General features: G+C 62.7%; 25 protein-coding genes. 22 read left to right on the top strand and 3 right to left on the bottom strand.

What is annotated here, in order from left to right; genetic code table 11:
- The first annotated feature begins 22 nt into the window (after positions 1-22).
- Positions 23-1,486 carry a YdiU family protein gene (locus PspCFBP13508_RS16770; RefSeq protein ID WP_137215156.1) on the top strand — a complete coding sequence of 488 codons (1,464 nt, stop codon included), beginning with the start codon at positions 23-25 and terminating at the stop codon, positions 1,484-1,486.
- 5 nt (positions 1,487-1,491) lie between these two features.
- Here PspCFBP13508_RS16770 and PspCFBP13508_RS16765 read toward each other — a convergent pair whose 3' ends face one another.
- Complete coding sequence (locus tag PspCFBP13508_RS16765; RefSeq protein WP_041477600.1) at positions 1,492-1,854, bottom strand: type II toxin-antitoxin system PemK/MazF family toxin; 363 nt, start codon at positions 1,852-1,854, stop codon at positions 1,492-1,494.
- Positions 1,854-2,123 (bottom strand): hypothetical protein, encoded by a 270-nt coding sequence (locus PspCFBP13508_RS16760; protein WP_008077592.1) that lies wholly within the window; start codon positions 2,121-2,123, stop codon positions 1,854-1,856. Before PspCFBP13508_RS16760 ends, PspCFBP13508_RS16765 begins: the two co-directional genes overlap by 1 nt.
- A gap of 236 nt (positions 2,124-2,359) precedes the next feature.
- Here PspCFBP13508_RS16760 and trxC point away from each other — a divergent pair, with 236 nt between their 5' ends.
- Entirely contained in the window at positions 2,360-2,794 is a 435-nt protein-coding gene (gene trxC, locus PspCFBP13508_RS16755; protein ID WP_130911754.1) for a thioredoxin TrxC, read from the top strand.
- Positions 2,795-2,924: 130 nt separating this feature from the next.
- On the opposite strand, the gene PspCFBP13508_RS16745 is transcribed toward trxC, so the two are convergent.
- Positions 2,925-3,695, bottom strand: a complete 771-nt coding sequence (locus tag PspCFBP13508_RS16745) for a ParA family protein (protein WP_024011296.1) — start codon at positions 3,693-3,695, stop codon at positions 2,925-2,927.
- 356 nt (positions 3,696-4,051) lie between these two features.
- On the opposite strand from PspCFBP13508_RS16745, the gene PspCFBP13508_RS16740 reads away from it, so the two are divergent.
- Genes PspCFBP13508_RS16740 through PspCFBP13508_RS16645 form a run of 20 tightly spaced genes read left to right on the top strand, consistent with a single transcriptional unit; the run spans position 4,052 to position 22,155 of the window.
- Positions 4,052-4,777 carry a beta-ketoacyl synthase chain length factor gene (locus tag PspCFBP13508_RS16740; protein ID WP_130911755.1) on the top strand — a complete coding sequence of 242 codons (726 nt, stop codon included), beginning with the start codon at positions 4,052-4,054 and terminating at the stop codon, positions 4,775-4,777.
- Complete coding sequence (locus tag PspCFBP13508_RS16735) at positions 4,753-5,565, top strand: lysophospholipid acyltransferase family protein (RefSeq protein ID WP_137215155.1); 813 nt, start codon at positions 4,753-4,755, stop codon at positions 5,563-5,565. Before PspCFBP13508_RS16740 ends, PspCFBP13508_RS16735 begins: the two co-directional genes overlap by 25 nt.
- Positions 5,543-5,818 carry a phosphopantetheine-binding protein gene (locus tag PspCFBP13508_RS16730; RefSeq protein WP_130911757.1) on the top strand — a complete coding sequence of 92 codons (276 nt, stop codon included), beginning with the start codon at positions 5,543-5,545 and terminating at the stop codon, positions 5,816-5,818. The genes PspCFBP13508_RS16735 and PspCFBP13508_RS16730 overlap by 23 nt, the downstream gene beginning before the upstream one ends.
- Positions 5,819-5,827: 9 nt before the next feature.
- A complete protein-coding gene (locus PspCFBP13508_RS16725; RefSeq protein WP_016772026.1) occupies positions 5,828-6,082 on the top strand; it encodes an acyl carrier protein in 255 nt (84 codons plus the stop codon).
- Positions 6,079-6,624, top strand: coding sequence for a hypothetical protein (locus PspCFBP13508_RS16720; protein WP_076565270.1), 546 nt, complete (start codon positions 6,079-6,081; stop codon positions 6,622-6,624). The genes PspCFBP13508_RS16725 and PspCFBP13508_RS16720 overlap by 4 nt, the downstream gene beginning before the upstream one ends.
- Positions 6,621-8,300, top strand: a complete 1,680-nt coding sequence (locus PspCFBP13508_RS16715) for an acyl-CoA synthetase family protein (RefSeq protein WP_137215154.1) — start codon at positions 6,621-6,623, stop codon at positions 8,298-8,300. Before PspCFBP13508_RS16720 ends, PspCFBP13508_RS16715 begins: the two co-directional genes overlap by 4 nt.
- Positions 8,293-9,027, top strand: coding sequence for a glycosyltransferase family 2 protein (locus tag PspCFBP13508_RS16710; RefSeq protein ID WP_137215153.1), 735 nt, complete (start codon positions 8,293-8,295; stop codon positions 9,025-9,027). The genes PspCFBP13508_RS16715 and PspCFBP13508_RS16710 overlap by 8 nt, the downstream gene beginning before the upstream one ends.
- Complete coding sequence (locus PspCFBP13508_RS16705; protein WP_137215152.1) at positions 9,024-9,971, top strand: glycosyl transferase; 948 nt, start codon at positions 9,024-9,026, stop codon at positions 9,969-9,971. The genes PspCFBP13508_RS16710 and PspCFBP13508_RS16705 overlap by 4 nt, the downstream gene beginning before the upstream one ends.
- Positions 9,952-11,496 (top strand): aromatic amino acid ammonia-lyase, encoded by a 1,545-nt coding sequence (locus PspCFBP13508_RS16700; protein WP_137215151.1) that lies wholly within the window; start codon positions 9,952-9,954, stop codon positions 11,494-11,496. Before PspCFBP13508_RS16705 ends, PspCFBP13508_RS16700 begins: the two co-directional genes overlap by 20 nt.
- Positions 11,489-11,914 (top strand): acyl-CoA thioesterase, encoded by a 426-nt coding sequence (locus tag PspCFBP13508_RS16695; RefSeq protein ID WP_056787385.1) that lies wholly within the window; start codon positions 11,489-11,491, stop codon positions 11,912-11,914. Before PspCFBP13508_RS16700 ends, PspCFBP13508_RS16695 begins: the two co-directional genes overlap by 8 nt.
- Positions 11,911-12,513 (top strand): outer membrane lipoprotein carrier protein LolA, encoded by a 603-nt coding sequence (locus PspCFBP13508_RS16690; RefSeq protein WP_130899554.1) that lies wholly within the window; start codon positions 11,911-11,913, stop codon positions 12,511-12,513. The genes PspCFBP13508_RS16695 and PspCFBP13508_RS16690 overlap by 4 nt, the downstream gene beginning before the upstream one ends.
- Positions 12,497-14,827, top strand: a complete 2,331-nt coding sequence (locus tag PspCFBP13508_RS16685; RefSeq protein ID WP_137215150.1) for an MMPL family transporter — start codon at positions 12,497-12,499, stop codon at positions 14,825-14,827. Before PspCFBP13508_RS16690 ends, PspCFBP13508_RS16685 begins: the two co-directional genes overlap by 17 nt.
- Positions 14,824-15,987, top strand: a complete 1,164-nt coding sequence (locus PspCFBP13508_RS16680) for a sodium:proton antiporter (protein ID WP_137215149.1) — start codon at positions 14,824-14,826, stop codon at positions 15,985-15,987. The genes PspCFBP13508_RS16685 and PspCFBP13508_RS16680 overlap by 4 nt, the downstream gene beginning before the upstream one ends.
- On the top strand, positions 15,974-17,221 hold the full coding sequence (locus tag PspCFBP13508_RS16675) for an NAD(P)/FAD-dependent oxidoreductase (RefSeq protein WP_137215148.1): 1,248 nt from the start codon (positions 15,974-15,976) through the stop codon (positions 17,219-17,221). The genes PspCFBP13508_RS16680 and PspCFBP13508_RS16675 overlap by 14 nt, the downstream gene beginning before the upstream one ends.
- Positions 17,218-17,943: a class I SAM-dependent methyltransferase gene (locus tag PspCFBP13508_RS16670; RefSeq protein WP_137215147.1), complete on the top strand. Its 726-nt coding sequence runs from the start codon at positions 17,218-17,220 to the stop codon at positions 17,941-17,943. Before PspCFBP13508_RS16675 ends, PspCFBP13508_RS16670 begins: the two co-directional genes overlap by 4 nt.
- Positions 17,943-18,554, top strand: coding sequence for a hypothetical protein (locus PspCFBP13508_RS16665; protein WP_178084496.1), 612 nt, complete (start codon positions 17,943-17,945; stop codon positions 18,552-18,554). The genes PspCFBP13508_RS16670 and PspCFBP13508_RS16665 overlap by 1 nt, the downstream gene beginning before the upstream one ends.
- Positions 18,551-19,747, top strand: coding sequence for a beta-ketoacyl-[acyl-carrier-protein] synthase family protein (locus tag PspCFBP13508_RS16660; RefSeq protein WP_137215146.1), 1,197 nt, complete (start codon positions 18,551-18,553; stop codon positions 19,745-19,747). The genes PspCFBP13508_RS16665 and PspCFBP13508_RS16660 overlap by 4 nt, the downstream gene beginning before the upstream one ends.
- Positions 19,744-20,208 (top strand): hotdog family protein, encoded by a 465-nt coding sequence (locus tag PspCFBP13508_RS16655; RefSeq protein ID WP_073471610.1) that lies wholly within the window; start codon positions 19,744-19,746, stop codon positions 20,206-20,208. The genes PspCFBP13508_RS16660 and PspCFBP13508_RS16655 overlap by 4 nt, the downstream gene beginning before the upstream one ends.
- Positions 20,201-20,929, top strand: a complete 729-nt coding sequence (gene fabG / locus PspCFBP13508_RS16650) for a 3-oxoacyl-ACP reductase FabG (protein ID WP_016772040.1) — start codon at positions 20,201-20,203, stop codon at positions 20,927-20,929. The genes PspCFBP13508_RS16655 and fabG overlap by 8 nt, the downstream gene beginning before the upstream one ends.
- Positions 20,929-22,155, top strand: coding sequence for a beta-ketoacyl-ACP synthase (locus PspCFBP13508_RS16645; protein ID WP_137215145.1), 1,227 nt, complete (start codon positions 20,929-20,931; stop codon positions 22,153-22,155). Before fabG ends, PspCFBP13508_RS16645 begins: the two co-directional genes overlap by 1 nt.
- The last annotated feature ends 15 nt before the right edge of the window (positions 22,156-22,170 follow it).

Below are 22,170 nucleotides of genomic sequence, written 5' to 3'. Positions count from 1 at the left end.
GACATTCTGCTGGAGCCGGCCCGTGAAAGCCCTCGACGAACTGACTTTCGACAATCGCTTCGCCCGCCTGGGCGACGCGTTCTCCGCGCACGTGCTGCCCGAGCCGATCGACAATCCGCGCCTGGTGGTCGCCAGTCCGGCCGCCCTGGCTCTGTTGGATCTTGATCCGGCCAGCGCTGAAACCGAAGAATTCGCGCAACTGTTCGGTGGCCACAAGCTGTGGGCCGACGCCGAACCACGGGCGATGGTGTATTCCGGGCATCAGTTCGGCGGCTACACCCCGCAACTGGGTGACGGTCGCGGTCTGCTGCTGGGCGAGGTCTACAACAACGCTGGTGAGCACTGGGACCTGCACCTCAAGGGCGCCGGGCAAACGCCCTTTTCGCGCATGGGCGATGGTCGCGCGGTGCTGCGCTCATCGATTCGCGAATTTCTCGCCTCCGAGGCGTTGTTTGCGCTGAACATTCCATCTTCGCGCGCCGCCTGCGTGATCGGCTCCGATACGCCGGTCTGGCGGGAAAAACAGGAACGCGCGGCAATGGTGCTGCGTCTGGCACCGAGCCATATCCGCTTCGGCCACTTCGAATATTTCTACTACACCAAGCGCCCCGAGCAGCAGAAGCAATTTGGTGAGCATGTGCTGGCGATGCACTTTCCCGAATGCCTGGAACAACCGGAACCGTATCTGGCGATGTTCCGCGAGATCGTCGAGCGCAACGCCGAGCTGATCGCCAAGTGGCAGGCTTATGGCTTCTGCCACGGCGTGATGAACACCGACAACATGTCGATCCTCGGCATCACCTTCGACTTCGGCCCGTTCGCCTTCCTCGATGACTTCGACGCGCATTTCATCTGCAACCACTCCGACGATCAGGGCCGCTACTCGTTCAGCAATCAGGTGCCGGTTGGCCAGTGGAACCTCAGCGCCCTCGCCCAGGCACTGACGCCGTTCATCAGCGTCGAGGCCCTTCGTGAAACCCTCGGCTTGTACCTGCCGCTGTTCCAAGCGCATTACCTCGACCTGATGCGCCGCCGCTTCGGCTTCACCACCGCCGAGGACGACGATCAGCAACTGCTGGAAAACCTGCTGCAACTGATGCAGAACAGCGGCGTCGACTACACGCTGTTCTTCCGCCGCCTCGGTGAAGAATCAGCCGAACAGGCCGTCGCCCGCCTGCGCGATGACTTCGTCGATATCAAGGGTTTCGATGCCTGGGGCGAACGCTACGTCGCCCGGGTCGGCCGCGACGGCAATGCCGATCAGGAACAACGCCGCGCACGGATGCATGCGGTCAATCCGCTGTACATCCTGCGCAATTACCTTGCGCAAAAAGCCATCGATGCGGCCGAGCAAGGCGATTATTCCGAAGTGCGCCGGCTGCATGCGGTGCTGAGCAAACCGTTTGAGGAGCAGCCGGGGATGGAGGGTTACGCCGAGCGGCCACCGGAGTGGGGCAAGCATTTGGAGATCAGTTGTTCTTCGTAGGCGCTTCAGCTTAGCGGGTCGATTGCACTGATTACACGGTCGACGATGTCAGACATTGTCACATCATCCAGTCGCTCGATGAATTTGGCCGTGCCGTCTCGTACCCGTTGTTCTATGTCAAAACTGCGAACCTGATTACACACCGCTACACCATTGGTTTCGTGGCCAGTAATGGCGACCGCCAAACCCATATTCCGGCTGAAATTCCCACCGCTAGTAACAGGCACCGTCATGCTCACGCCCAATGCGTTGATCTCTCTGGGCGTAATCACCACAAAGCGATGTCTGTTCATCATCTCCCGCCCCGCCACTGGGTTTGGATCAATCCAGTAAACGTCACCCCGCTGAGGGGGCTGTCGGCGCACCATCAACCCAGCTCCCGGCCGACAGAATCACCTTCAAGAGTCTCGCTAGTCTGGGCGTTAAGTTTCTGCAATTCTTCTGCGCCTTCGAGTAGCTCTGACAAACTATAACGCTTACGCGTAGCGGCTACGGCTGGACGAGCAATCAGTTCGCCATCGACCACATTCAGCTCTAGCTGTGCGCCAACCTCCAGATGCAACAACTTTAAAAGCGTGGGCGGAATCGTAATGACGGCAGCGCCGCCTTGGCGGCGTATCTTGGAAGTTACGGACATTATGTCGCTCCGATTTGATGCATAGGAATCATCGATTCCTGGATTAGTGCAACAAAAGTAGCATGCAGATACAGACAAAGCGATCTCCTCACGACAAGCGTAAAACGCCGAATTGGTCTTCAGACTAGCCATCGATCCCGGAACGGTTTTGAGAAAAATGTGAGCAGTTGCGACATTGATAAGTTGGCAGATCGACTCCAAATCAGTTCTATAGACTGCCTATCAGAGAACCAATCATGACCACCCCACTCCTCATCCCCTGCCCCTCCTGCAACGGCGTCAACCGCATTCCAGCCGAGCGTCTCGCCGATCAACCCAAGTGCGGACGCTGCAAATCTGCGGTACTGCTGAGCAAACCCTTTGAACTCAAACAAGGCGATTACGCCAGTCAGATCAAGGGCGATCTGCCGTTACTGGTGGATGTGTGGGCGGACTGGTGCGGGCCGTGCAAGTCGTTCGCGCCGGTGTTTGAGCAGGCGGCGGCGCAGTTGGCGGGCAAGTGTCGGCTGGCCAAGCTCGACAGCGAAGCGAATCAGCAGTTGTCGGCGCAGTTGGGGATTCGCTCGATTCCGAGTCTGATTCTGTTTAAAAACGGCAGGGAAGTGGCGCGGCAAAGCGGTGCATTTCCATTGCCGCAGTTGATGGCGTGGTTGCGTAGCCAAGGCATCTGACCCAACACAGACCACCCTGTGGGAGCGAGCCTGCTCGCGAAGGCGGTCGATCATTCAGCGCCGATGGTGAATGTGCCGGCCTCTTCGCGAGCAGGCTCGCTCCCACAGGATTTGCGTGTGAGTCGGGGTATCAGTGGTCTTCCAGCAGGTTGTGCAGTTCCACAAACTGCTGCGTCAGCTTGTGCCGTGGATCGAGATGGATCAGCGGCATGCTGGCCTGGTGCGACTCGCGCATGCGCACCGAACTGCTCAGGTACACCGGCAACACCGGCAAGCCTTCGGCGATCAACTCATCGAGCATCTGCTGCGGCAGGCTGGCCCGGGCCTGAAACTGATTGACCACGATGCCTTCCACTTCCAGGCCTTCGTTATGGTCGTCCTTCAACTCTTCGATCTCGGCAATCAGCCCGTACAGGGCCTGACGCGAGAAGCTGTCGCAGTCGAAGGGAATCAGCACGCGATCCGCCGCAATCAGCGCCGACACCGCGTAGAAGTTCAGTGCCGGCGGGGTATCCAGATAAATCCGGTCGTAGTCCTCGGACAATTCGTCCAACAACTTGCGCAGCTTGTTGATCTTGTGTTTAGCCTCGAGCTTGGGCTGCAGGTCGGCCAGTTCGGCAGTGGCGGTAATGATGTGCAGGTTGTCGAACGGGGTTTCGTAGATGTCCGCCTGATTCTTTTTCGAGAACGGCCCGGACGACAGGGTCTGTTTGAAGAAATCGGCGATGCCCATAGGAATGTCGTCGCCGGTGAGCCCGGTCAGGTACTGGGTGGAATTGGCCTGGGCATCGAGGTCGACCAACAACGTGCGATAACCCTCGCTGGCGCTGACCGCCGCCAGATTGCAGGCGATGCTGGACTTGCCCACGCCACCTTTCTGATTGAACACCACGCGCCGCATGACCAAACCTCCGTGTATCAAAGAATGACCGAGTGTAGTTGGCGGTGGCCGCGCTTCGCTACCTTCACGGACATGGACTACGTCGTCAGGTGTAAAAATCGACGCCCAGACATGGAAAAAACCGCCAGCCATCCCAGAGACACCTGACAGACACGCCGCGTCAAATCTGGATAATGGCCAAGTGATAGCCATGCAGCGAACCGCTCGGTACATTTTGTTGGGCAAAATGTAACCAACATTTGCTACACACCCGTCGCACCGGGATAATGCGCGCCACCCGGCGCCCTGCGCCAAGCCAAGCCTGCTGCGGCGCTGGCGACTCAACGCGTCAACGAAAGCCCGCAGGGGCGGGATGAATGTCCGTGATCAACTTCAACATCGCCCAATGGCGCGCGTGGGCCCCGGGGCTCGACAGCGTGGACGCCTGGCAGGCCTGGAGCCGACAACCGGTCGTGCTGCAGAGCAGTGATGCCGCGCCCGATGTGTCGTTTCTGCCGGCCATGCAACGCCGTCGCCTCAGCCGCCTGGCGCGGATGGCCTTCAGCGTTGGCTGGCCACTGGCCGACGGACGGGAAAGTCTGCCGCTGGTGTTCGTCTCGCGGCACGGGGAAACCCCGCGCACGTTTGAAATCCTCCGCGACCTGGCCACCGAACAGCCCTTGTCGCCGACCCAGTTCAGCCTCTCGGTGCACAACGCGATCATCGGCCTGTGGTCGATCATGCGCGGTGAAACCAGCGAAATGACCGCCCTCGCTGCGGCTGGCGATGGCCTTGAACATGGCATGCTCGAAGCAGCCGCACTGCTCGAAGAAGGCGCCCCAGCGGTGTTGCTGGTGATCACCGAAGAACAACCGCCCGAGGCCTATTCGCAGTGGGTCGACGACGTGCCGTTCCCTTACGCGCTGGGTTTATTGCTCACGCCCGGTACCGACTGGCGGCTGACCCTGAACAGCAGCACCGAAACCCGGTCCAAGGCGCACTGGCCGCACGCGCTCAACCTGCTGCGAACCCTGCTCGGCCAACAACCTGATTGCCAACATGCGTGGAAAAATCGTGTATGGACCTGGCATCGCAACCCGTGACCGCCAAACACCGCGACGCCTACTACTGGCGCCTGCTGGCCACAGCTGCGAGCTTCGCCTTGTTCGGGCTCGGCGGGCTGTGTCTGCGCCTGCTGGTATTTCCGCTGCTCGGCTGCCTGCCCGGTGATGCACTTGAACATCGCCTGCGCGCGCGGCGTACGGTCAGCCGACTGTTCTGGTTTTTCGTGCGCTTCATGGCCCGCACCGGCGTGCTCACCTACGACATCGAGGGCGCCGAACGCCTCGGCCGGCCGGGGCAGATGATCATCGCCAATCACCCGTCGCTGATCGATGTGGTGTTTCTCATCGGTCTGGTGCGCCACGCCAATTGCGTGGTGAAGAAAACCCTCTGGGAAAACCCGTTTACCCGTGGCCCGCTGCGCCGCACCGAATACATCAGCAACGACGGCAGCATGGACATGCTCGACGCCGCCGCGCAGTCGTTGCAGGACGGCCAGACCCTGATCATCTTCCCCGAGGGCACGCGCACCCAGCCGGGGCAGGCGCCGGCCTTTCATCGGGGGGCGGCGGCGATTGCCCTGCGCGGTGCGAAAATCGTTACGCCGGTGATCATCAAGGTCAGCCCGACCACCCTGACCAAAGCCGAGCCGTGGTATCGCATCCCCCATCGCCGCGTGCACTTCAGTTTTCGCGTGGGGGCCGATATAGACCCACAGACCTTCGCCGCGCAAGGCCCCGCACCGCAGGCCTCGCGCAAGCTCAACGATTATTTGCATGACTATTTCATTAAGGAGCTCGCCGCAGATGAGCGAACTGAACAGCCCTAGCCTGGTGCGTGACATCAAACTGCTGATCATCGACGCCTTGGGTCTCGAAGACATCAGCCCCGAGGACATCGGCGACGAGCAGACATTGTTCGGCGAAGGCCTCGGCCTGGACTCTGTGGACGCGCTGGAACTGGGTCTGGCGATCCAGAAAAAATACGGCATCAAGATCGACGCCGATGCCAAAGACACCCGCAACCATTTCACCAACGTGGCCAGCCTTGCGGCATTCGTCACGGCAAAACAGGCAGCTTGAGAACGGACCATGCAAACTCGTGACGATATCTTCAACACCCTGCGCGATGCCCTGGTCGAGCTGTTCGAACTGGATCCGGCTCGTGTAAGCATGGACGCCAATCTGTATCAGGATCTGGAAATCGACAGCATCGATGCGGTCGACCTGATCGATCACATCAAACGCCAGACCGGCAAGAAAATCGCCGCCGAAGAGTTCAAATCGGTGCGCACCGTCGGTGACGTGGTCGAGGCGGTGTTCCGTCTGGTTCAACCGGCCGCATGAGCCGACTGATCGGCCTGGGCCTGCTGCTGGCCGGTCTGCTGTACCCCTTTGCGGTGTATTTCGGCATGGAGCATTTCGCCCCGTGGCAATTTGCACTGCTGCTGGGCAGCCTGTGGCTGGCGCGCGCTCTGACCGGCGAACGCAAGCCCGGCAGCCTGTGGATGGCCTGCGTGGCGATGGTGTTCTGCCTGTTGCTGGCGGTGTTCGACAGCCCGCAGCTGCTGCGCTGGTACCCGGTGCTGATCAGCGCGTTCATGCTGGTGCTGTTCGGCGCCAGCCTGAAATACGGCCCGCCGATGGTCGAGCGTCTGGCGCGCTTGCGTGAGCCGGAACTGCCGCAGGTTGCCATTCGCTACACGCGCAAGGTCACGCTGGCCTGGAGCGTGTTTTTCTTCTGCAACGGTTTGTGCGCCGCCCTCCTCACCCTGTGGGCGCCGCTGGATTGGTGGATGTTGTACACCGGCCTGATCTCCTATGGATTGATCGGCCTGATGTTTGCCATTGAATGGCTGATACGACAACGGGTAAGAGGCCGTACATGAATTGGATAAAACTTGAGCAGCTGTTGCTCAAGGCACTGCCGGCACGGGCGATCTGCCAGGCGCCGGCACTCGATCACACGCAACTGCGAGCGCAGGCCTTGAGCGTCGCCGCGGGTCTGCAAAGCCGAGGCGTGAAAAGCCTGGCCGTGCATCTGGAAGATGCCGCCGACCTCGCCATCGCCCTGCTCGGTGCCTGGCGTGCCGGCGTCAGCGTGTTGCTGCCGGCGGATCTGCAAGCGCAGACGCGTCAGCGCTGGTCGCAGCAAGTCGATCTATGGCTGACCGATCAACCCGGCGACGCCCGGTTGAACGACTTCACTCAGCCCGGCCTGCCCGGCGCAGAGCTGGATCTCGATCAATCCCGACTGAGCCTGTGCACCTCCGGCTCCAGCGGCGAGCCCAAGCGCATCGACAAGACCCTGCGCCAATTGGCCAAGGAGGTCGAAGCGCTGGAACAGTTATGGGGCGCAGACCTCGGTGAAGCCTGCATCATCGGCAGTGTCGCCACGCAACACATCTATGGCCTGCTGTTTCGCGTGTTGTGGCCATTGTGCGCCGGGCGTCCGTTCGTGCGCCGGCAACTGGCCTTTTCCGAAGACTTGCAGCGCGCCAGCCGCGAATACCCGGCCTTTGCCTGGGTTGCGAGCCCGGCGCTGCTAAAGCGCATGGGCGACAACCTCGACTGGCCGGCCCTGAGCGCGGTGCGCCGGGTGTTTTCCTCCGGTGGTGCGTTGCCGCCGGAAGCGGCGCAAAGCCTGCAACAGCGCTTGCAGCAATGGCCGACGGAAATCCTCGGCAGCTCGGAAACCGGCGGCATCGCCTGGCGCCAGGGCGAATCGTTATGGCAGCCGTTTGCCGGCGTCGAGCTGAGCCAGGACAGCGACGGCGCCCTGCTGATCGCCTCGCCTTACCTGCCTGCTGGCCATGTCGAGCACAGCGCTGACGCCGCGCGCATTGCCGCCGATGGTCGTTTCGAACTGCTGGGGCGACTGGACCGCATCGTCAAACTGGAAGAAAAACGCATCTCGCTGCCGATGCTTGAGCAGGCCTTGGCAGCCCATGACTGGGTCGCCGAGGCGCGCCTCGGTGTGGTCCAGGAAAACCGCGCCTCGCTCGGTGCGCTGCTGGTGCTCAGCGAATCGGGCCTGTTCGCCCTGCGCGAGCACGGCCGCCGTGGCCTGGCCGAAACCCTGCGCAAACATCTGAGCCAACATTGCGAAGCCCTCGCCCTGCCCCGACGCTGGCGCCTGCTGCGGCAAATGCCGTTGAACAGCCAGGGCAAACTGGCGCAAGCCGACGTCGAAGCGCTGCTGCTGGCCGCACGGCCGAAAGCCCCCGAAGTGCTGGAGCAAAGCGAAAGCGACGGCGAGTGGAGCCTGCAACTCAGCGTGCCGCCGGATCTGGCCTACTTCAGCGGACACTTTCCCAAGGCACCGGTTTTGCCCGGGGTGGTGCAGGTGGAATGGGCGCTGAATCTGGGTCGGCAGTTGCTGAAGCTGGACGGCGCGTTTGCCGGAATGGAAGTGCTGAAATTCCAGCAACTGGTGCGCCCGGGTGATGAAATCCAGCTGCATCTGCGTTTCGATGCCGAGCGCGGCAAGTTGTATTTCGCTTATCGCAATGACACCGCCACGTGTTCCAGCGGGCGGATTTTGCTGGGGCCTGCCCATGCATAACCCCTGCGCCGTAATCCCGGTGTACAACCACGAAACCGCGATCACCACCGTGGTCGATGCCCTGCTCGCACAAGGCCTGCCATGCATTCTGGTGGACGATGCCAGCGAGCCGTCCTGCGCGCGGGTGCTCGACACCCTGGCCCAGCGCGACAGGGTTTTTCTGGTGCGCCTGACGGCCAATCAGGGCAAGGGCGGCGCGGTGATGACCGGTCTGCGTGAAGCCTCGCGTCTGGGTTACAGCCATGCCTTGCAGGTCGATGCCGACGGCCAGCACGATTTGCACGACGTCGCGCGCTTCGTCGGCGAATCCCGCGCCCATCCCGAGGCGATGATCTGCGGCTATCCGCTGTTTGACGAGAGCGTGCCGAAAGGACGTTTGTACGCGCGCTACCTGACCCACGTGATGGTGTGGATCAACACCCTGTCGTTGCAGATTCGCGATTCGATGTGCGGCTTCCGCGTTTATCCGCTGGCGCCGACTCTGGCCGTGATCGACTCGGCCAAGGTCGGCAAGCGCATGGATTTCGATTCGGACATTCTCGTGCGTCTGGCCTGGCGCAATCAGCCGATGCGCTGGCTGCAGACCAGCGTGCATTACCCGTTGGACGGTGTATCGCACTTTCGCCTGTTCCACGACAACGCGCTGATTTCCAGCATGCACACGCGGCTGTTCTTCGGCATGTTGCTGCGTTGGCCGCTGATCCTCTGGCGACGGTGGAAGCCATGAGCGAAGAAGCTGACAAGAAGCACTGGGCCGACCGCGAAGAGCGGGGCAGCTTCCTGCTGATGAAATTTACCGCGTTCGCCGCCAAAGTCCTCGGCCGCCGCCTGCTCAGTCCGTTGCTGTACGGCATCGTCCTGTATTTTTTCCTCTTCGGCCGGATCGCCCGGCGCAGTGCCTGGCAGTACCAGCAGCGGCTGGCCGAGTGGAGCCGGCGCGACGACCTGCGCCCGAGCCACTGGCGGGTGTTCGGCCAGTTCATGACCTTTGCCGATTCGCTGCTCGACAAGCTCGACGTGTGGAATGGCAAGCTGAGCATCGAGCAGATCGAAATCATCGACCCGGCGCTGCTGCGCAAGCAGTTGCGCGGCAGTCGCGGGCAACTGCTGGTCGGCGCGCATCTGGGCAATCTCGAAGTGTGCCGGGCGCTGGCGGAGATCGGCGAAAAGGTCACCATGAACGTGTTGGTGCACACAAAGCACGCCGAACAATTCAACCGCTTGCTTGGCGAGGCCGGGGCGACCAATCTGCGCCTGATCCAGGTCAGCGAACTCGACCCGGTGATCATGCTGCAACTGCACGAACGGCTCGAACGCGGCGAGTGGCTGGCGATTGCCGGTGACCGCGTGCCACTGCACGGCGGGCGCAGCGTGACGGTGGATTTTCTCGGCCATCCGGCGCCATTTCCGCAAGGCCCGTGGTTGCTGGCCGGCCTGCTCAAGTGCCCGGTCAACCTGCTGATGTGCCTCAAGCAACCCGACGGCCACTATCGCCTGACCCTCGAACCGTTCGCCGACGCGGTGGTGTGGACACGCCGCGAGCGCGAGCAGGTCATTCATCAGTGGGCCACTCGCTACGCGCAGCGCCTGAGTCACTATTGCCTCGAAGCCCCGCAGCAATGGTTCAACTTTTACCCTTTCTGGAAGACCGATGACGACGCCAACCCATGAGCCGGTAACCTTCGGCGAACGCCCTTTGCGCATCGAAGACGTGCTGGCCCTGGCCAACCGTCAGGCGCCCGTGCAGTTGCAGGCTGATGCCGACTATCGCGAGCGCATCGCCAAGGGCGCGCGGTTTCTCGATTCGCTGCTGGACAAGGAAGGTGTGATCTACGGCGTTACCACCGGTTACGGCGATTCCTGCGTGGTCGCGGTGCCGCTGCATCACGTCGAGGCGCTGCCGCGTCATCTCTACACTTTTCACGGCTGCGGCCTGGGCAAACTGCTCGACGCGCAGGCAACCCGCGCGGTGCTGGCGGCGCGTTTGCAGTCGCTGTGTCACGGCGTCTCCGGGGTGCGCGTCGAACTGCTCGAGCGTCTGCATGCGTTTCTCGAATACGACATCCTGCCGTTGATTCCCGAAGAGGGTTCGGTCGGCGCCAGCGGCGATCTGACGCCTCTTTCCTATGTCGCCGCAACCCTGTCCGGCGAGCGCGAAGTGATGTTCCGTGGCGAACGTCGTCAGGCTGCCGATGTACATCGCGAGCTCGGCTGGACGCCGCTGGTGCTGCGCCCGAAAGAGGCGCTGGCGCTGATGAACGGCACGGCGGTGATGACCGGCCTCGCCTGCCTCGCTTTCGCCCGCGCCGATTATCTGCTGCAACTGGCCACGCGCATCACCGCGCTCAACGTCGTCGCGCTGCAAGGCAATCCGGAGCACTTCGACGAACGCCTGTTCGCCGCCAAGCCGCATCCGGGGCAGATGCAGGTCGCCGCGTGGTTGCGCAAGGATCTGGCGATCGACGCGCCAACCGCGCCATTGCATCGTCTGCAGGATCGTTACTCGCTGCGTTGCGCGCCACATGTACTCGGCGTGTTGGCCGACAGCCTGAACTGGCTGCGCGGCTTCATCGAAACCGAGCTGAACAGCGCCAACGACAACCCGATCATCGACGCCGAAGCCGAGCGCGTTCTGCATGGCGGGCACTTCTACGGCGGGCACATTGCCTTTGCCATGGACAGCCTGAAAAACCTCGTGGCCAACGTCGCCGATCTGCTCGATCGGCAATTGGCGTTGCTGGTCGACGAGCGCTACAACCACGGCTTGCCGAGCAACCTCTCCGGCGCCCCCGCCGATCGGGCGATGATCAATCACGGCTTCAAAGCGGTGCAGATCGGCACCAGCGCCTGGACCGCCGAAGCGCTGAAAAACACCATGCCGGCCAGCGTGTTCTCGCGCTCCACCGAGTGCCACAACCAGGACAAGGTGAGCATGGGCACCATCGCCGCCCGTGATGCGATTCGCGTGCTGGAGCTGACCGAACAGGTCGCCGCCGCCACGCTTCTCGCCGCCAACCAGGGCGTGTGGCTGCGCGCTCAAGCCGCCGATGCGCGTCCGCTGCCGCCGGCACTGGCGGCGATGCACGAAGAGCTGGGCAAAGACTTCCCGCCGGTCATCGAAGACCGCGCGCTGGAAGGCGAACTGCGCCTGTGCCTGCAACGCATCGCCGCGCAACACTGGAGGCTGCATGCGTAGTGCCGGAGTGCTTCACGCCGATACCGAGATTCTGGTGCCGTTTTTCGACGTCGACACCATGCACGTGGTCTGGCACGGCCATTACGTCAAATACCTCGAAGTCGCGCGCTGCGCGCTGCTGGACAAGATTGGCCACAACTACACGCACATGGTCGAGTCGGGTTACGCCTGGCCGATCATCGACCTGCAACTGCGCTACGTGCGCAGCGCGGTGTTCGGCCAGCGGCTGAACGTGCGCGCCAGCCTGATCGAGTGGGAAAACCGTCTGAAGATCAACTATCTGATCAGCGACCTGCAGACCGGCGAACGCCTGACCCGCGCAAGCTCCGTGCAGGTCGCTGTCGAAGTCAGCAGCCGCGAGATGCAACTGGCTTCACCCAAAGTCTTCACCGATGCCGTGGAAAGGATGCTGCGATGAATGTGTTTTTCAGAAGCCTCGGCGCACTGACGCTGCTGGCCGTGTCGTCATGGGCCAATGCCTTCGACCTGCAACAACTCAGTGAACAACTGGCGAAACCGGATGTTATCCACGGCCAGTTCATTCAGGAAAAACACCTGCGCGCCCTGCCGCAGCCGCTGATCAGCAAGGGCAGCTTCGTCCTCGCGAAAAATCATGGCTTGCTGTGGCTGTTGAAAACTCCGCTGCAACAGGATTACCGCATCACCGCCAATGGCATCGCCCGCCGTGACAGCAACGGCTGGCAACTGCTGCCGAACAAGAGCGCCGGCGCCGAGCAGAACCGTTTGTTCCTCGCCGTGCTGCAAGGTGACAGCAGCGGTTTGCAGCGGGATTTCGAACTGGCCCTGAGCGGCACGGCGCAGCAGTGGCAACTGACCCTGACGCCGCGTTCGATGCTGCTCAAGCAAGTGTTCAAGCAGATCAATATCGATGGCGGCGCCCTTGTGCAAACCATCGAGCTGCTGGAAACCCAGGGCGACAGCACCCTGCTGCGCATGCAGGACAGCACGGCCGAGCAACCCCTGAGCGAAGCGGAGCAACATGACTTTGCCGAGTGAACGCAGGCTGCCCTGGCTGTTTCTGAGCCTGCTGCTGGCCGTCGTCGCGCTGGCTGCCTGGCAGTGGCGCGACGGTGCGCCGCTGTCGGCCAATCTCATGGAGCTGGTACCCGGGACCAGTCCAGACGCGCTGGAAGTGCGCGCCGAACAGCGCATGCAAGAACCGCTCAATCGCGAAATGCTGGTGCTGGTCGGTCACGCCGATCGCCAGCAAGCACTGAACATGGCTCAGCAACTGGGCGAACAATGGCAGGCCAGCGGTCTGTTCGAAATCGTGCAGTGGAACCTGCAAGCCGACTTGCCGGCGCTGCGCAAGCAATTGCTGCAAGGGCGTTTGGCGATGCTTTCGGCGGATGACAGGCAGCTGCTCAGCGAACATCCCGAGGTTTTCATTCAGCAGCGGGTGCAGGCGCTGTTCGACCCGTTCAACGGCTTCACCCTGGTGCCGAGCCAGGACGACTGGCTCGGCCTGACCGCGCGCATCCAGAACAGCCAGCCGAAACATGGCGCAGTGCAACTGGACACTGGCAGCGGCGCACTGGTCGCCGATGCCGACGGCAAGAGCTGGGTGATGCTGCGTGCGCGCACCACCGGCAACGCCTTCGACATGAACCTGCCGCTGCAAGTGGCAGAGCTGCTCAAGCACAGCCGCGAGCGAGCGGCGCAAAGCGACGTGCAGTTGCTCGCCGCCAGTGGCCTGCTCTACGCCGCCAACGGCCAGCAACAAGCCACCCGCGAAATGACCTGGGTCGGCGGTGGCGCGACGGTCGGCATTCTGCTGTTGCTGCTGTTGGCGTTTCGCCGTTGGGGCGTGTTGCTGGCGTTCGTCCCGGTGCTGGTCGGCATGCTGTTCGGCGCGGTGGCCTGCGTGGCGCTGTTCGGTCACATGCATGTGATGACGCTGGTGCTCGGCTCGAGTCTGATCGGCGTTGCCGTCGATTACCCACTGCACTATCTGTCCAAGAGCTGGAGTCTCAAGCCCTGGCGCAGCTGGCCGGCCCTGCGCCTGACCTTGCCAGGCTTGACCCTGAGCCTGATCACCAGCGTCATCGGCTATCTGGCGCTGGCGTGGACGCCGTTCCCGGCATTGACGCAGATCGCCGTGTTCTCCGCTGCCGGCTTGCTCGGTGCCTATCTGTCGGCGGTCTGCCTGCTGCCGGCGCTGCTGAAAAATGTCCAACTGCGCCCGGCGCAATGGCCGCTGCGCCTGGCCGAACGCCTGATACATCTGCGTGAGGCGCTGCTCGGTTGCATTCGCACGCCCGCGCTGCTGGCCCTGCTGATCGCCTTCTGCGTCGGCGGTCTGATGCAGTTGCAGAGCAAAAACGATATCCGCCAATGGGTCGGCGCGCCGCAGCATCTGACCGACGAAGCGCAGACCATCGCGCGCATCACCGGCTATCAACCGACCAGCCAATTCTTCCTCGTCCGCGCGGCCAATCAGGAGCAATTGCTTGAGCGCCAGGCAGCGCTGAGCGAACGCCTGCAGCAACTGGTCAACCTCGACAAACTGCAAGGCTATCTGGCCCTCGATCAACTGGTCAGCGCGCCGAGCCAGCAACAGCAAGTGCGCGAATCACTGAACAAGCTGCCGTCATTCTGGCAACCGCTGCTCGATCTCGGCGTGCCAGTGACGGCGTTGCAAAATGAATTGCAGCAGTTGCAGACCCTGCCCGCCGAAGACATCGACGCCGCGCTGGCCGGCCCGCTCGGCGAGCCGTATCGCACACTGTGGCTTGGACCGACTGAAGACGGCGTCGCAGCGATGACCAGTTTGCAGGGCTTGAACAATCCGTCGTTGTTGCGCGTGCAAGCACTCGATTTGCCGGGGGTGGTGCTGGTCGATCGCCTCGGTGACCTGAACAAGATGTTCGCCGCCACGCAGATCAGCGCCGCCGAACTGAAACTGGCCTCCTGCGTGTTGATCGTGCTGGTGCTGATGCTGCCGTTCGGCCTGACTGGCGCACTGCGCATCGTCGCCCTGCCACTGCTGGCGGCGCTGTGCAGTCTGGCCAGCCTTGGCTGGCTCGGTCAGCCACTGACCCTGTTCAGCCTGTTCGGCCTGTTGCTGGTGACGGCGATCAGCGTCGATTACGCAATCCTCATGCGCGAACAGGTGGGCGGCGCGGCGGTGAGCCTGCTCGGCACCTTGCTCGCCGCCGTCACCACGTGGCTATCGTTCGGCCTGCTGGCGGTTTCCAGTACGCCGGCGGTGAGTAATTTCGGCCTGTCGGTAAGCCTCGGTCTGGCGTTCAGCTTCATGCTCGCACCGTGGGCCGGGCGCCATGAACCGGTTGCGGAGCCAGCGACATGATGGTCTTCGGCTTCTGGTTGCTAACTATGGCGCTGTTTGCCCTGGCGACCCGGGTCGGCCGTCACTTCGGCCTGATTCCGATCGTCAGTCAGTTGCTGCTGGCGAGCTTCGGTTTGCCGTTGCTGATGTACTTCTGGATCGAACCGGGCTGGCAGCTCAGCGGCGCACAACTGATAGCTCCGGACTGGCTGAAAAACCTCTACAGCCTGAGTTTCGCCTTGCTGCTCGGGCACATTCTCAGCGATGTCATCGATCTGCGTCTGGATCGCCAGAGCGTAAAAATCGCTGTGCCGAGTTTCGCTGTGCCGTTCGCTTGCGGGTTGGCGGTCGCGTATTGGTTGCTGCCGTCGCAGCCGTGGCTCAACGCATTGGCCATCGGACTGGTCTTCGCCATTACCGCGATCCCGGTGTTGTACCTGTATCTGCGTCACATCGATTACCCGCCCGCTGCCACCCGGCGTCTGGTGCAAACCGCGATCCTTATCGACCTGACCTGCTGGACGCTGTTCGGCCTCGCCCAGGGCAGCCTGCACTTGAGCAGCCTGTTGCTGCCTGTGGCCATGGCCGGCGTGCCGCTGCTTTTGCACCTGCTGCGCGTGCGTCGCCCGCTGACCTACAGCCTCGGCTTCTTCGCGTTGCTGGTGATGGCCGAGCATTACAAACTCAACGCGCTGATTTTCGGCATCGGCTATCTGCTGTGCATGGCGCTGCTGAAAGTGCCGTTGGTGCTGCCGTTGCCGGCACGCTGGATGAGCCGCTTGCAGACGTGGATCGCGATCCCGCTGATCCTCACCTTCGGCATCGTCCAGATCGACGTGCACAGCGCCCTCGCCAGCCTTGGCGCCGGGCAGTGGGCGGCGCTGCTGCTGTTGCCGATTGCCAGTAAACTGCTGGGCAACTGGCTCGGCCTCGGTTGGGCGGGCGCCTCGTTCGCTGGCGCCAGCCGCTGGCGCGAAAGCGTGCTGCTGAACATTCGCGGCCTGAGCGAAATCGTCTTTCTCAATCTGCTATTGCAACAACAGCTCATCACCCCGGCGCTGTATTTCGCGTTGATGCTGATGGGCCTGATCGCGACGCTGCTGCCGGCCCTGATCGGCCTGCATCGCGCGCCCTTGAATCTGAACAGTCCTCTGCCCCGGAGCTCACGTGCCAATCGTTGAAATGGAATCCCGTCAGGTCGTGATCATCGGTGCCGGTCCGTCCGGCGCTATCGCCGCCGCCCTGCTCAAACGCAAGGGCCACGATGTGCTGGTGCTCGAGCGCCAGCACTTCCCGCGCTTCTCCATCGGCGAAAGCCTGCTCAGCCATTGCCTGGATTTCGTCGAAGAAGCCGGCATGCTCGACGCCGTCAACGCCGCCGGTTTCCAGCGCAAGACCGGCGCAGCGTTTGCCTGGGGCGAGCGCTACAGCGCTTTCGATTTTGGCGACACTTTCACCGCCGGCAAGCCGACCACGTTCCAGGTGCAGCGCGCCGATTTCGACAAGTTGCTGGCCGATCAAGCGGCACTGCAAGGCGCGGAGATCCGTTATGGCGATGCGATTTTCAGCGTCGATTTCGATCAGGCGAAACCACTCCTTGATGTGCGCCGCGAAGATGGCAGCGAGTACCGCGTCGAAGCCGATTTCGTCCTGGACGCCAGCGGCTACGGCCGCGTGTTGTCGCGCTTGCTCGACCTCGAAGCACCTTCGAATTTCCCGGTGCGCCAGGCGGTGTTCACCCACGTTGAAGATCACATCGACAATCCGGCGTTCGACCGCGAAAAGATCCTTGTCACCACCCATCCCGAGCATCGCGATGTATGGTTCTGGACCATCCCGTTCAGCAACGGCCGGTGCTCGGTGGGCGTGGTCGCAGCTGAGGAACATTTCCGGGGCCGCGACAGCGACCTGGATGCCTGCCTGCGCAGTTTTATCGCCGAGACGCCAAGCCTCGCCGGGGTTCTGAACAACGCGGTCTGGGACACCCCGGCGCGCACCCTCGGCGGCTACGCAGCCAATGTGAAAACCCTGCATGGCCCGGGCTTCGCGCTGTTGGGCAACGCCGCAGAATTCCTCGATCCGGTGTTCTCCTCCGGCGTGACCATCGCCATGCGTTCGGCGAGCATGGCCGCTGGCGTGCTGCACCGTCAGTTGCAGGGTGAAACGGTGGACTGGCAAAGCGAATTCGCCGAGCCGTTGAAACGCGGCGTCGACACGTTCCGCTGCTACGTCGAAGGCTGGTACGCCGGCACCTTCCAGGACGTGATTTTCTACGAGGACAGCCAGGCGGAAATTCGCCGGATGATCTGCTCGATCCTCGCCGGTTACGCCTGGGACGAGCGCAACCCGTTCGTCAGTGAAGCGCGGCGCCGGCTGAAGATGATTTCCCAACTCTGCGCGCAGGACACCCCATGAATTACCTGAGCGACAGTTACGTCGAGGAAACCCGCTTCGGTCTCTGGTTCCTGCGCAGCCACACCTGGCAGCACCATGTGCTGCGCGTGGCGATCAACGATCTGCGTGGATTATTCAGTGAAGCGCTGCCGGAACACCCGGTGCTGCTGGACGCCGGTTGCGGTCAGGGCAAGTCCTTCGGCCTCCTGCGCCAGACCTTTGCCCCGCAGCGCCTGATCGGCGTCGACGCCGACCCGCACAGCCTGCAACTCAGCGCCGAAGAGGCAGCGCGCCTGGGCATGCCAGTCGAGTTGATCGGCAGCGATTGCGCCACGCTCAACGTCGCCGATGCCAGCGTCGATCTGCTGTTCTGCCACCAGACCTTCCATCATCTGGTCGAGCAGGAAAAGGCCTTGGCCGAGTTCCATCGCGTGCTCAAGCCGGGCGGCTATCTGCTGTTCGCCGAATCCACCGAGGCTTACATTGATACCTGGGTGATTCGCTGGCTGTTCCGCCATCCGATGCATGTGCAGAAGAGCGCCGCCGGCTATCTGCAGATGATCCGCGAGCAGGGTTTCGAGTTTGCCGAGCGCAATGTCTCCTATCCGTATCTGTGGTGGAGCCGGTCGAAGGATTTTGGATTGCTGGAGCGGCTGGGGTTGAGCAAACCCAAGCCATTCGGTGAGCGTGAAGAAACGCTGGTGAATGTCGTCGCGCGCAAGCCATTGCAGGAATCTGTCTGATGTACGGCTATCGATCTGAACACCTGAAACCCTGTGGGAGCGAGCCTGCTCGCGAAAGCGGTGTATCAGTCAGCAAAGGTGGCGAATGTCAGATTGCATTCGCGAGCAGGCTCGCTCCCACAGGGATTGCTGCGTGGCTGGTGATCGTTTTGTCAGCCTTGCTGCTCAGCGCCTGCGCCAGCCAGCCACCGCTGCCGGCGGCCAACCCGACATTGCCCCTGCCGCTGCAACTGCACATCGAGCGCGAGCAGGCCGGGCAACGTCAGGACTGGCTGCTGGTGATCCAGCGCGAAGGCGCCGGCACGCGCTGGTCGATGATGGATCCGCTGGGCATTCCCCAGGCCCGCCAGCAACTGATCGACGGGCATTGGCAGGCCGACGGTCTGCTGCCGCCGAACCCGGAAGCGCGGGAGTTGTTCGCGGCATTGCTGTTCGCTTTGACGCCTTCCGCCGAGTTGCTGCGCAATTATCCCGACGCCCGGCAACAGGCCGATCAGCGTTCACTGCCGGCGCGCTGGAACATCCGCTATTCACAACCGCTGAGCTTCCAATTGGACCTGCCTCAAGGCCCGCACTATCGCGTTTCCCAGTTAGGTGAATCGACGCCATGACCGCTTACCTGAATGCCCTCGGCGTGATCTGCGCTTTGGGCCGCGACAAGTCTGAAGTCGCGCGCAATCTGTTTGCCGGCGACTGTTCGGGCATGCGCCGCGAGTCCGGCTGGGTCGCCGAGCGTGAGCTGCCTGTGGCCGGCGTACACGGTGAATTGGCGGCGATCCCTGCGGACCTGGTCGAGCACAGCAGCCGCAACAATCGGCTGTTGCTGGAAGCCGCGCTGCAGATTCGTGACGACATCGATCGCGCGATCCAGACCTATGGCCGTGAGCGCATCGGCGTGGTGCTCGGCACCAGCACCTCGGGTATCGACGAGGCCAGCCGGGGTCTGGCGCATTACATCCGCGAACAGCAATTTCCCCCCGAGTACGACTATCGCCAGCAGGAACTCGGCGCCCCGGCGAATTTCCTCGCCGAATGGCTGCAACTGAGCGGCCCGGCCTACGTGATTTCCACTGCCTGCACTTCCAGCGCCCGCGCGCTGATGAGCGCTCAGCGCCTGCTCGATCTGGGCCTGTGCGACGCGGTGCTGTGCGGCGGCGTCGACAGTCTGTGCAAGCTCACGCTGAACGGTTTCTCTTCGCTGGAGGCCGTTTCAGATGAGCGCTGCAATCCTTTTTCCGCCAACCGCAACGGCATCAATATCGGCGAGGCAGCGGTACTGTTCGTGATGAGCAAACAGCGCGGCGAAGGTCCGGGCATCGCCCTGCTGGGGACGGGCGCGAGCTCCGATGCGCACCATATTTCCGCGCCGGAGCCGAGCGGCCGCGGCGCCCTGCAAGCGATGCAGAAAGCGCTTGGCCGCGCTGGTCTGCAAGCCGGGCAAATCAACTACCTGAACCTGCACGGCACCGCGACCCAGCACAACGACGCGATGGAAAGTCTGGCGGTCGCGGCGCTGTTTCCCGAAGGCGTCGCCTGCTCGTCAACCAAGCCGCTGACCGGTCACACCCTCGGCGCCGCCGGCGCGCTGGAAGCGGCGTTCTGCTGGTTGAGCCTGAGTGCCGAAAACCCTGCACAGGCGTTGCCGCCGCACATCTGGGATGGCCAGGCCGATCCCGCGCTGCCGCCGCTCAACTGGGTGACCGCGAGCGAACGCCTGACGTCCATTGCACCGCGCTACCTGATGAGCAACTCGTTTGCCTTCGGCGGCAACAACGTCAGCCTGATTATCGGAGACGCACCATGAGCCACTGGCCGCTCGCCGAACTGCTGCCGCATGCCGGCGACATGATCCTGATCGACGCCATCGAGCGCTTCGACGATGAGCAGATTTTCACTCGCCTCACGGTCAAGCCCGACGGCCTGTTCAACCTGCCCGACGGCAGCCTGCCGGCGTGGGTCGGCGTCGAGCTGATGGCACAGAGCGTCGCCGCTTTCGCCGGTTGCCACGCCCGGCAAAAAGGCAATCCGCCGGAGCTGGGCTTTCTGCTCGGCACGCGCAAATTCGAGTGCAACGTCGAAGCCTTTGCGCCCGGCAGCGAGCTGACCATCCATGGCCTGCGCTCACTGGAAGACGACAACGGCATGGGCGTATTCGAATGTCACATCCACGGCGACGGCATTCATGCCAGCGCCCGCCTGAACGTGTTCCGTCCGCCGCAAGCCAACCAATATCTGCAACAGACAAAGGAGTCGCACGATGACTGAATCCGTACTGGTCACCGGCTCCAGCCGTGGCATCGGCCGCGCCATTGCCTTGCGTCTGGCGCAGGCCGGGCATGACATCGTCCTGCATTGCCGCAGCGGCATGACTGAAGCCCAAGCGGTGCAGGCCGAAATCGAAGCACTGGGTCGCCGCGCGCGCATCCTGCAATTCGACGTCGCCGACCGTGAAACCTGTAAAAGCATTCTCGAGGCCGACGTCGAAAACCATGGCGCCTATTACGGCGTGGTGCTTAACGCCGGGCTGACCCGCGACGGCGCGTTTCCGGCGCTGAGCGATGACGATTGGGACGTGGTCCTGCGCACCAACCTCGACGGTTTCTACAACGTTCTGCACCCGGTGATGATGCCGATGATCCGTCGTCGCGCCGCCGGACGCATCGTCTGCATCACCTCGGTGTCGGGCCTGATCGGCAACCGTGGGCAAGTCAATTACAGCGCCTCGAAAGCCGGTGTGATCGGTGCGGCAAAGGCGTTGGCGATCGAGCTGGGCAAGCGCAAAATTACGGTTAACTGCGTCGCCCCTGGCCTGATCGACACGGCCATGCTCGACGAAAACGTGCCGGTGGAGGAACTGATGAAAATGATCCCCGCGCAGCGCATGGGCACCCCGGAAGAAGTGGCCGCTGCGGTGAATTTCCTGATGTCGGCGGAAGCCTCGTACATCACCCGCCAGGTGCTGGCCGTCAACGGAGGCCTGTGCTGATGAAGCGCGTCGTCGTCACCGGCATGGCCGGCATCACCTCACTGGGCAGCGACTGGCAAACCATTGCCGGCAATTTCGCGGCCAATCGCAGTGGCATTCGCCGCATGGACGAGTGGGATCGCTTCACTGAGCTGAACACGCGTCTGGCCGGGCCTATCGATGATTTTCTCGTACCGTCGCACTGGACCCGCAAGCAGTTGCGCAGCATGGGCCGGGTTTCGCGACTGGCGGTCGGCGCAGCAGAAAAGGCTCTGGCCGATGCTGGCCTGCTCGGTGACGAATCGATCAAGGACGGGCGCATGGGCGTCGCTTGTGGGTCATCTACCGGTAGCACTGACGAAATCAAAGCGTTCGGCAACATGCTGCTCAATTCGGTGGCCGAGGGCCTGAACGCCAACTCCTATGTGCGGATGATGCCGCACACCACCGCCGCCAATATCAGCATCTTCTTCGGCCTCACCGGCCGCCTGATCCCCACCTCCAGCGCCTGCACCAGCGGCAGCCAGGGCATCGGCTACGCCTACGAAGCAATCAAGTTCGGCCGCCTGCCGTTGATGCTCGCCGGCGGCGCCGAAGAGCTGTGCCCGACCGAAGCCATGGTGTTCGACGCGCTCTACGCCACCAGCCTGAAAAACGATGCACCACAGACCAGCCCACGCCCGTACGACAAGGGCCGCGACGGTCTGGTGATCGGTGAAGGTGGCGGCATGCTGGTGCTTGAGGAGCTGGAACACGCCCTCGCCCGTGGCGCGCACATTCACGCGGAAATCGTCGGTTTCGGCAGCAACGCCGACGGCCAGCACACCACCCGCCCGGAACAGGTCACGATGCGCCGCGCCATGGAACTGGCCCTGGAAGATGCCGGCGTCAGCCCGGACGCCATCGGCTATGTGAACGGCCACGGCACCGCGACCGAACAGGGCGACATCGCCGAAACGCTGGCCACCAGCAGCCTGTTCGGCGAACACATGCCGATCAGCTCGCAGAAGAGTTTCCTCGGCCACACCCTCGGTGCCTGCGGTGCGCTGGAGTCATGGTTCAGCATCGAGATGCTCAACAGCGATCAGTACGTGCACACCTTCAACCTCGACGAGGTCGACCCGCACTGCGGCAAGCTCGATTACCTGCGCGGCGAATTCCGCCAGATGCACCACGACTACGTGATGAACAACAATTTCGCTTTCGGCGGCGTCAACACCTCGTTGATCTTCCGCCGCTGGCCGTAACCGAATCAATCCAGG

This window comes from Pseudomonas sp. CFBP13508 (assembly GCF_005233515.1).
Lineage (GTDB): Bacteria > Pseudomonadota > Gammaproteobacteria > Pseudomonadales > Pseudomonadaceae > Aquipseudomonas > Aquipseudomonas mercuritolerans.
The sequence above is the reverse complement of the archived record's forward strand: the minus strand, read 5'-3'. Positions and strand labels throughout refer to the sequence as shown.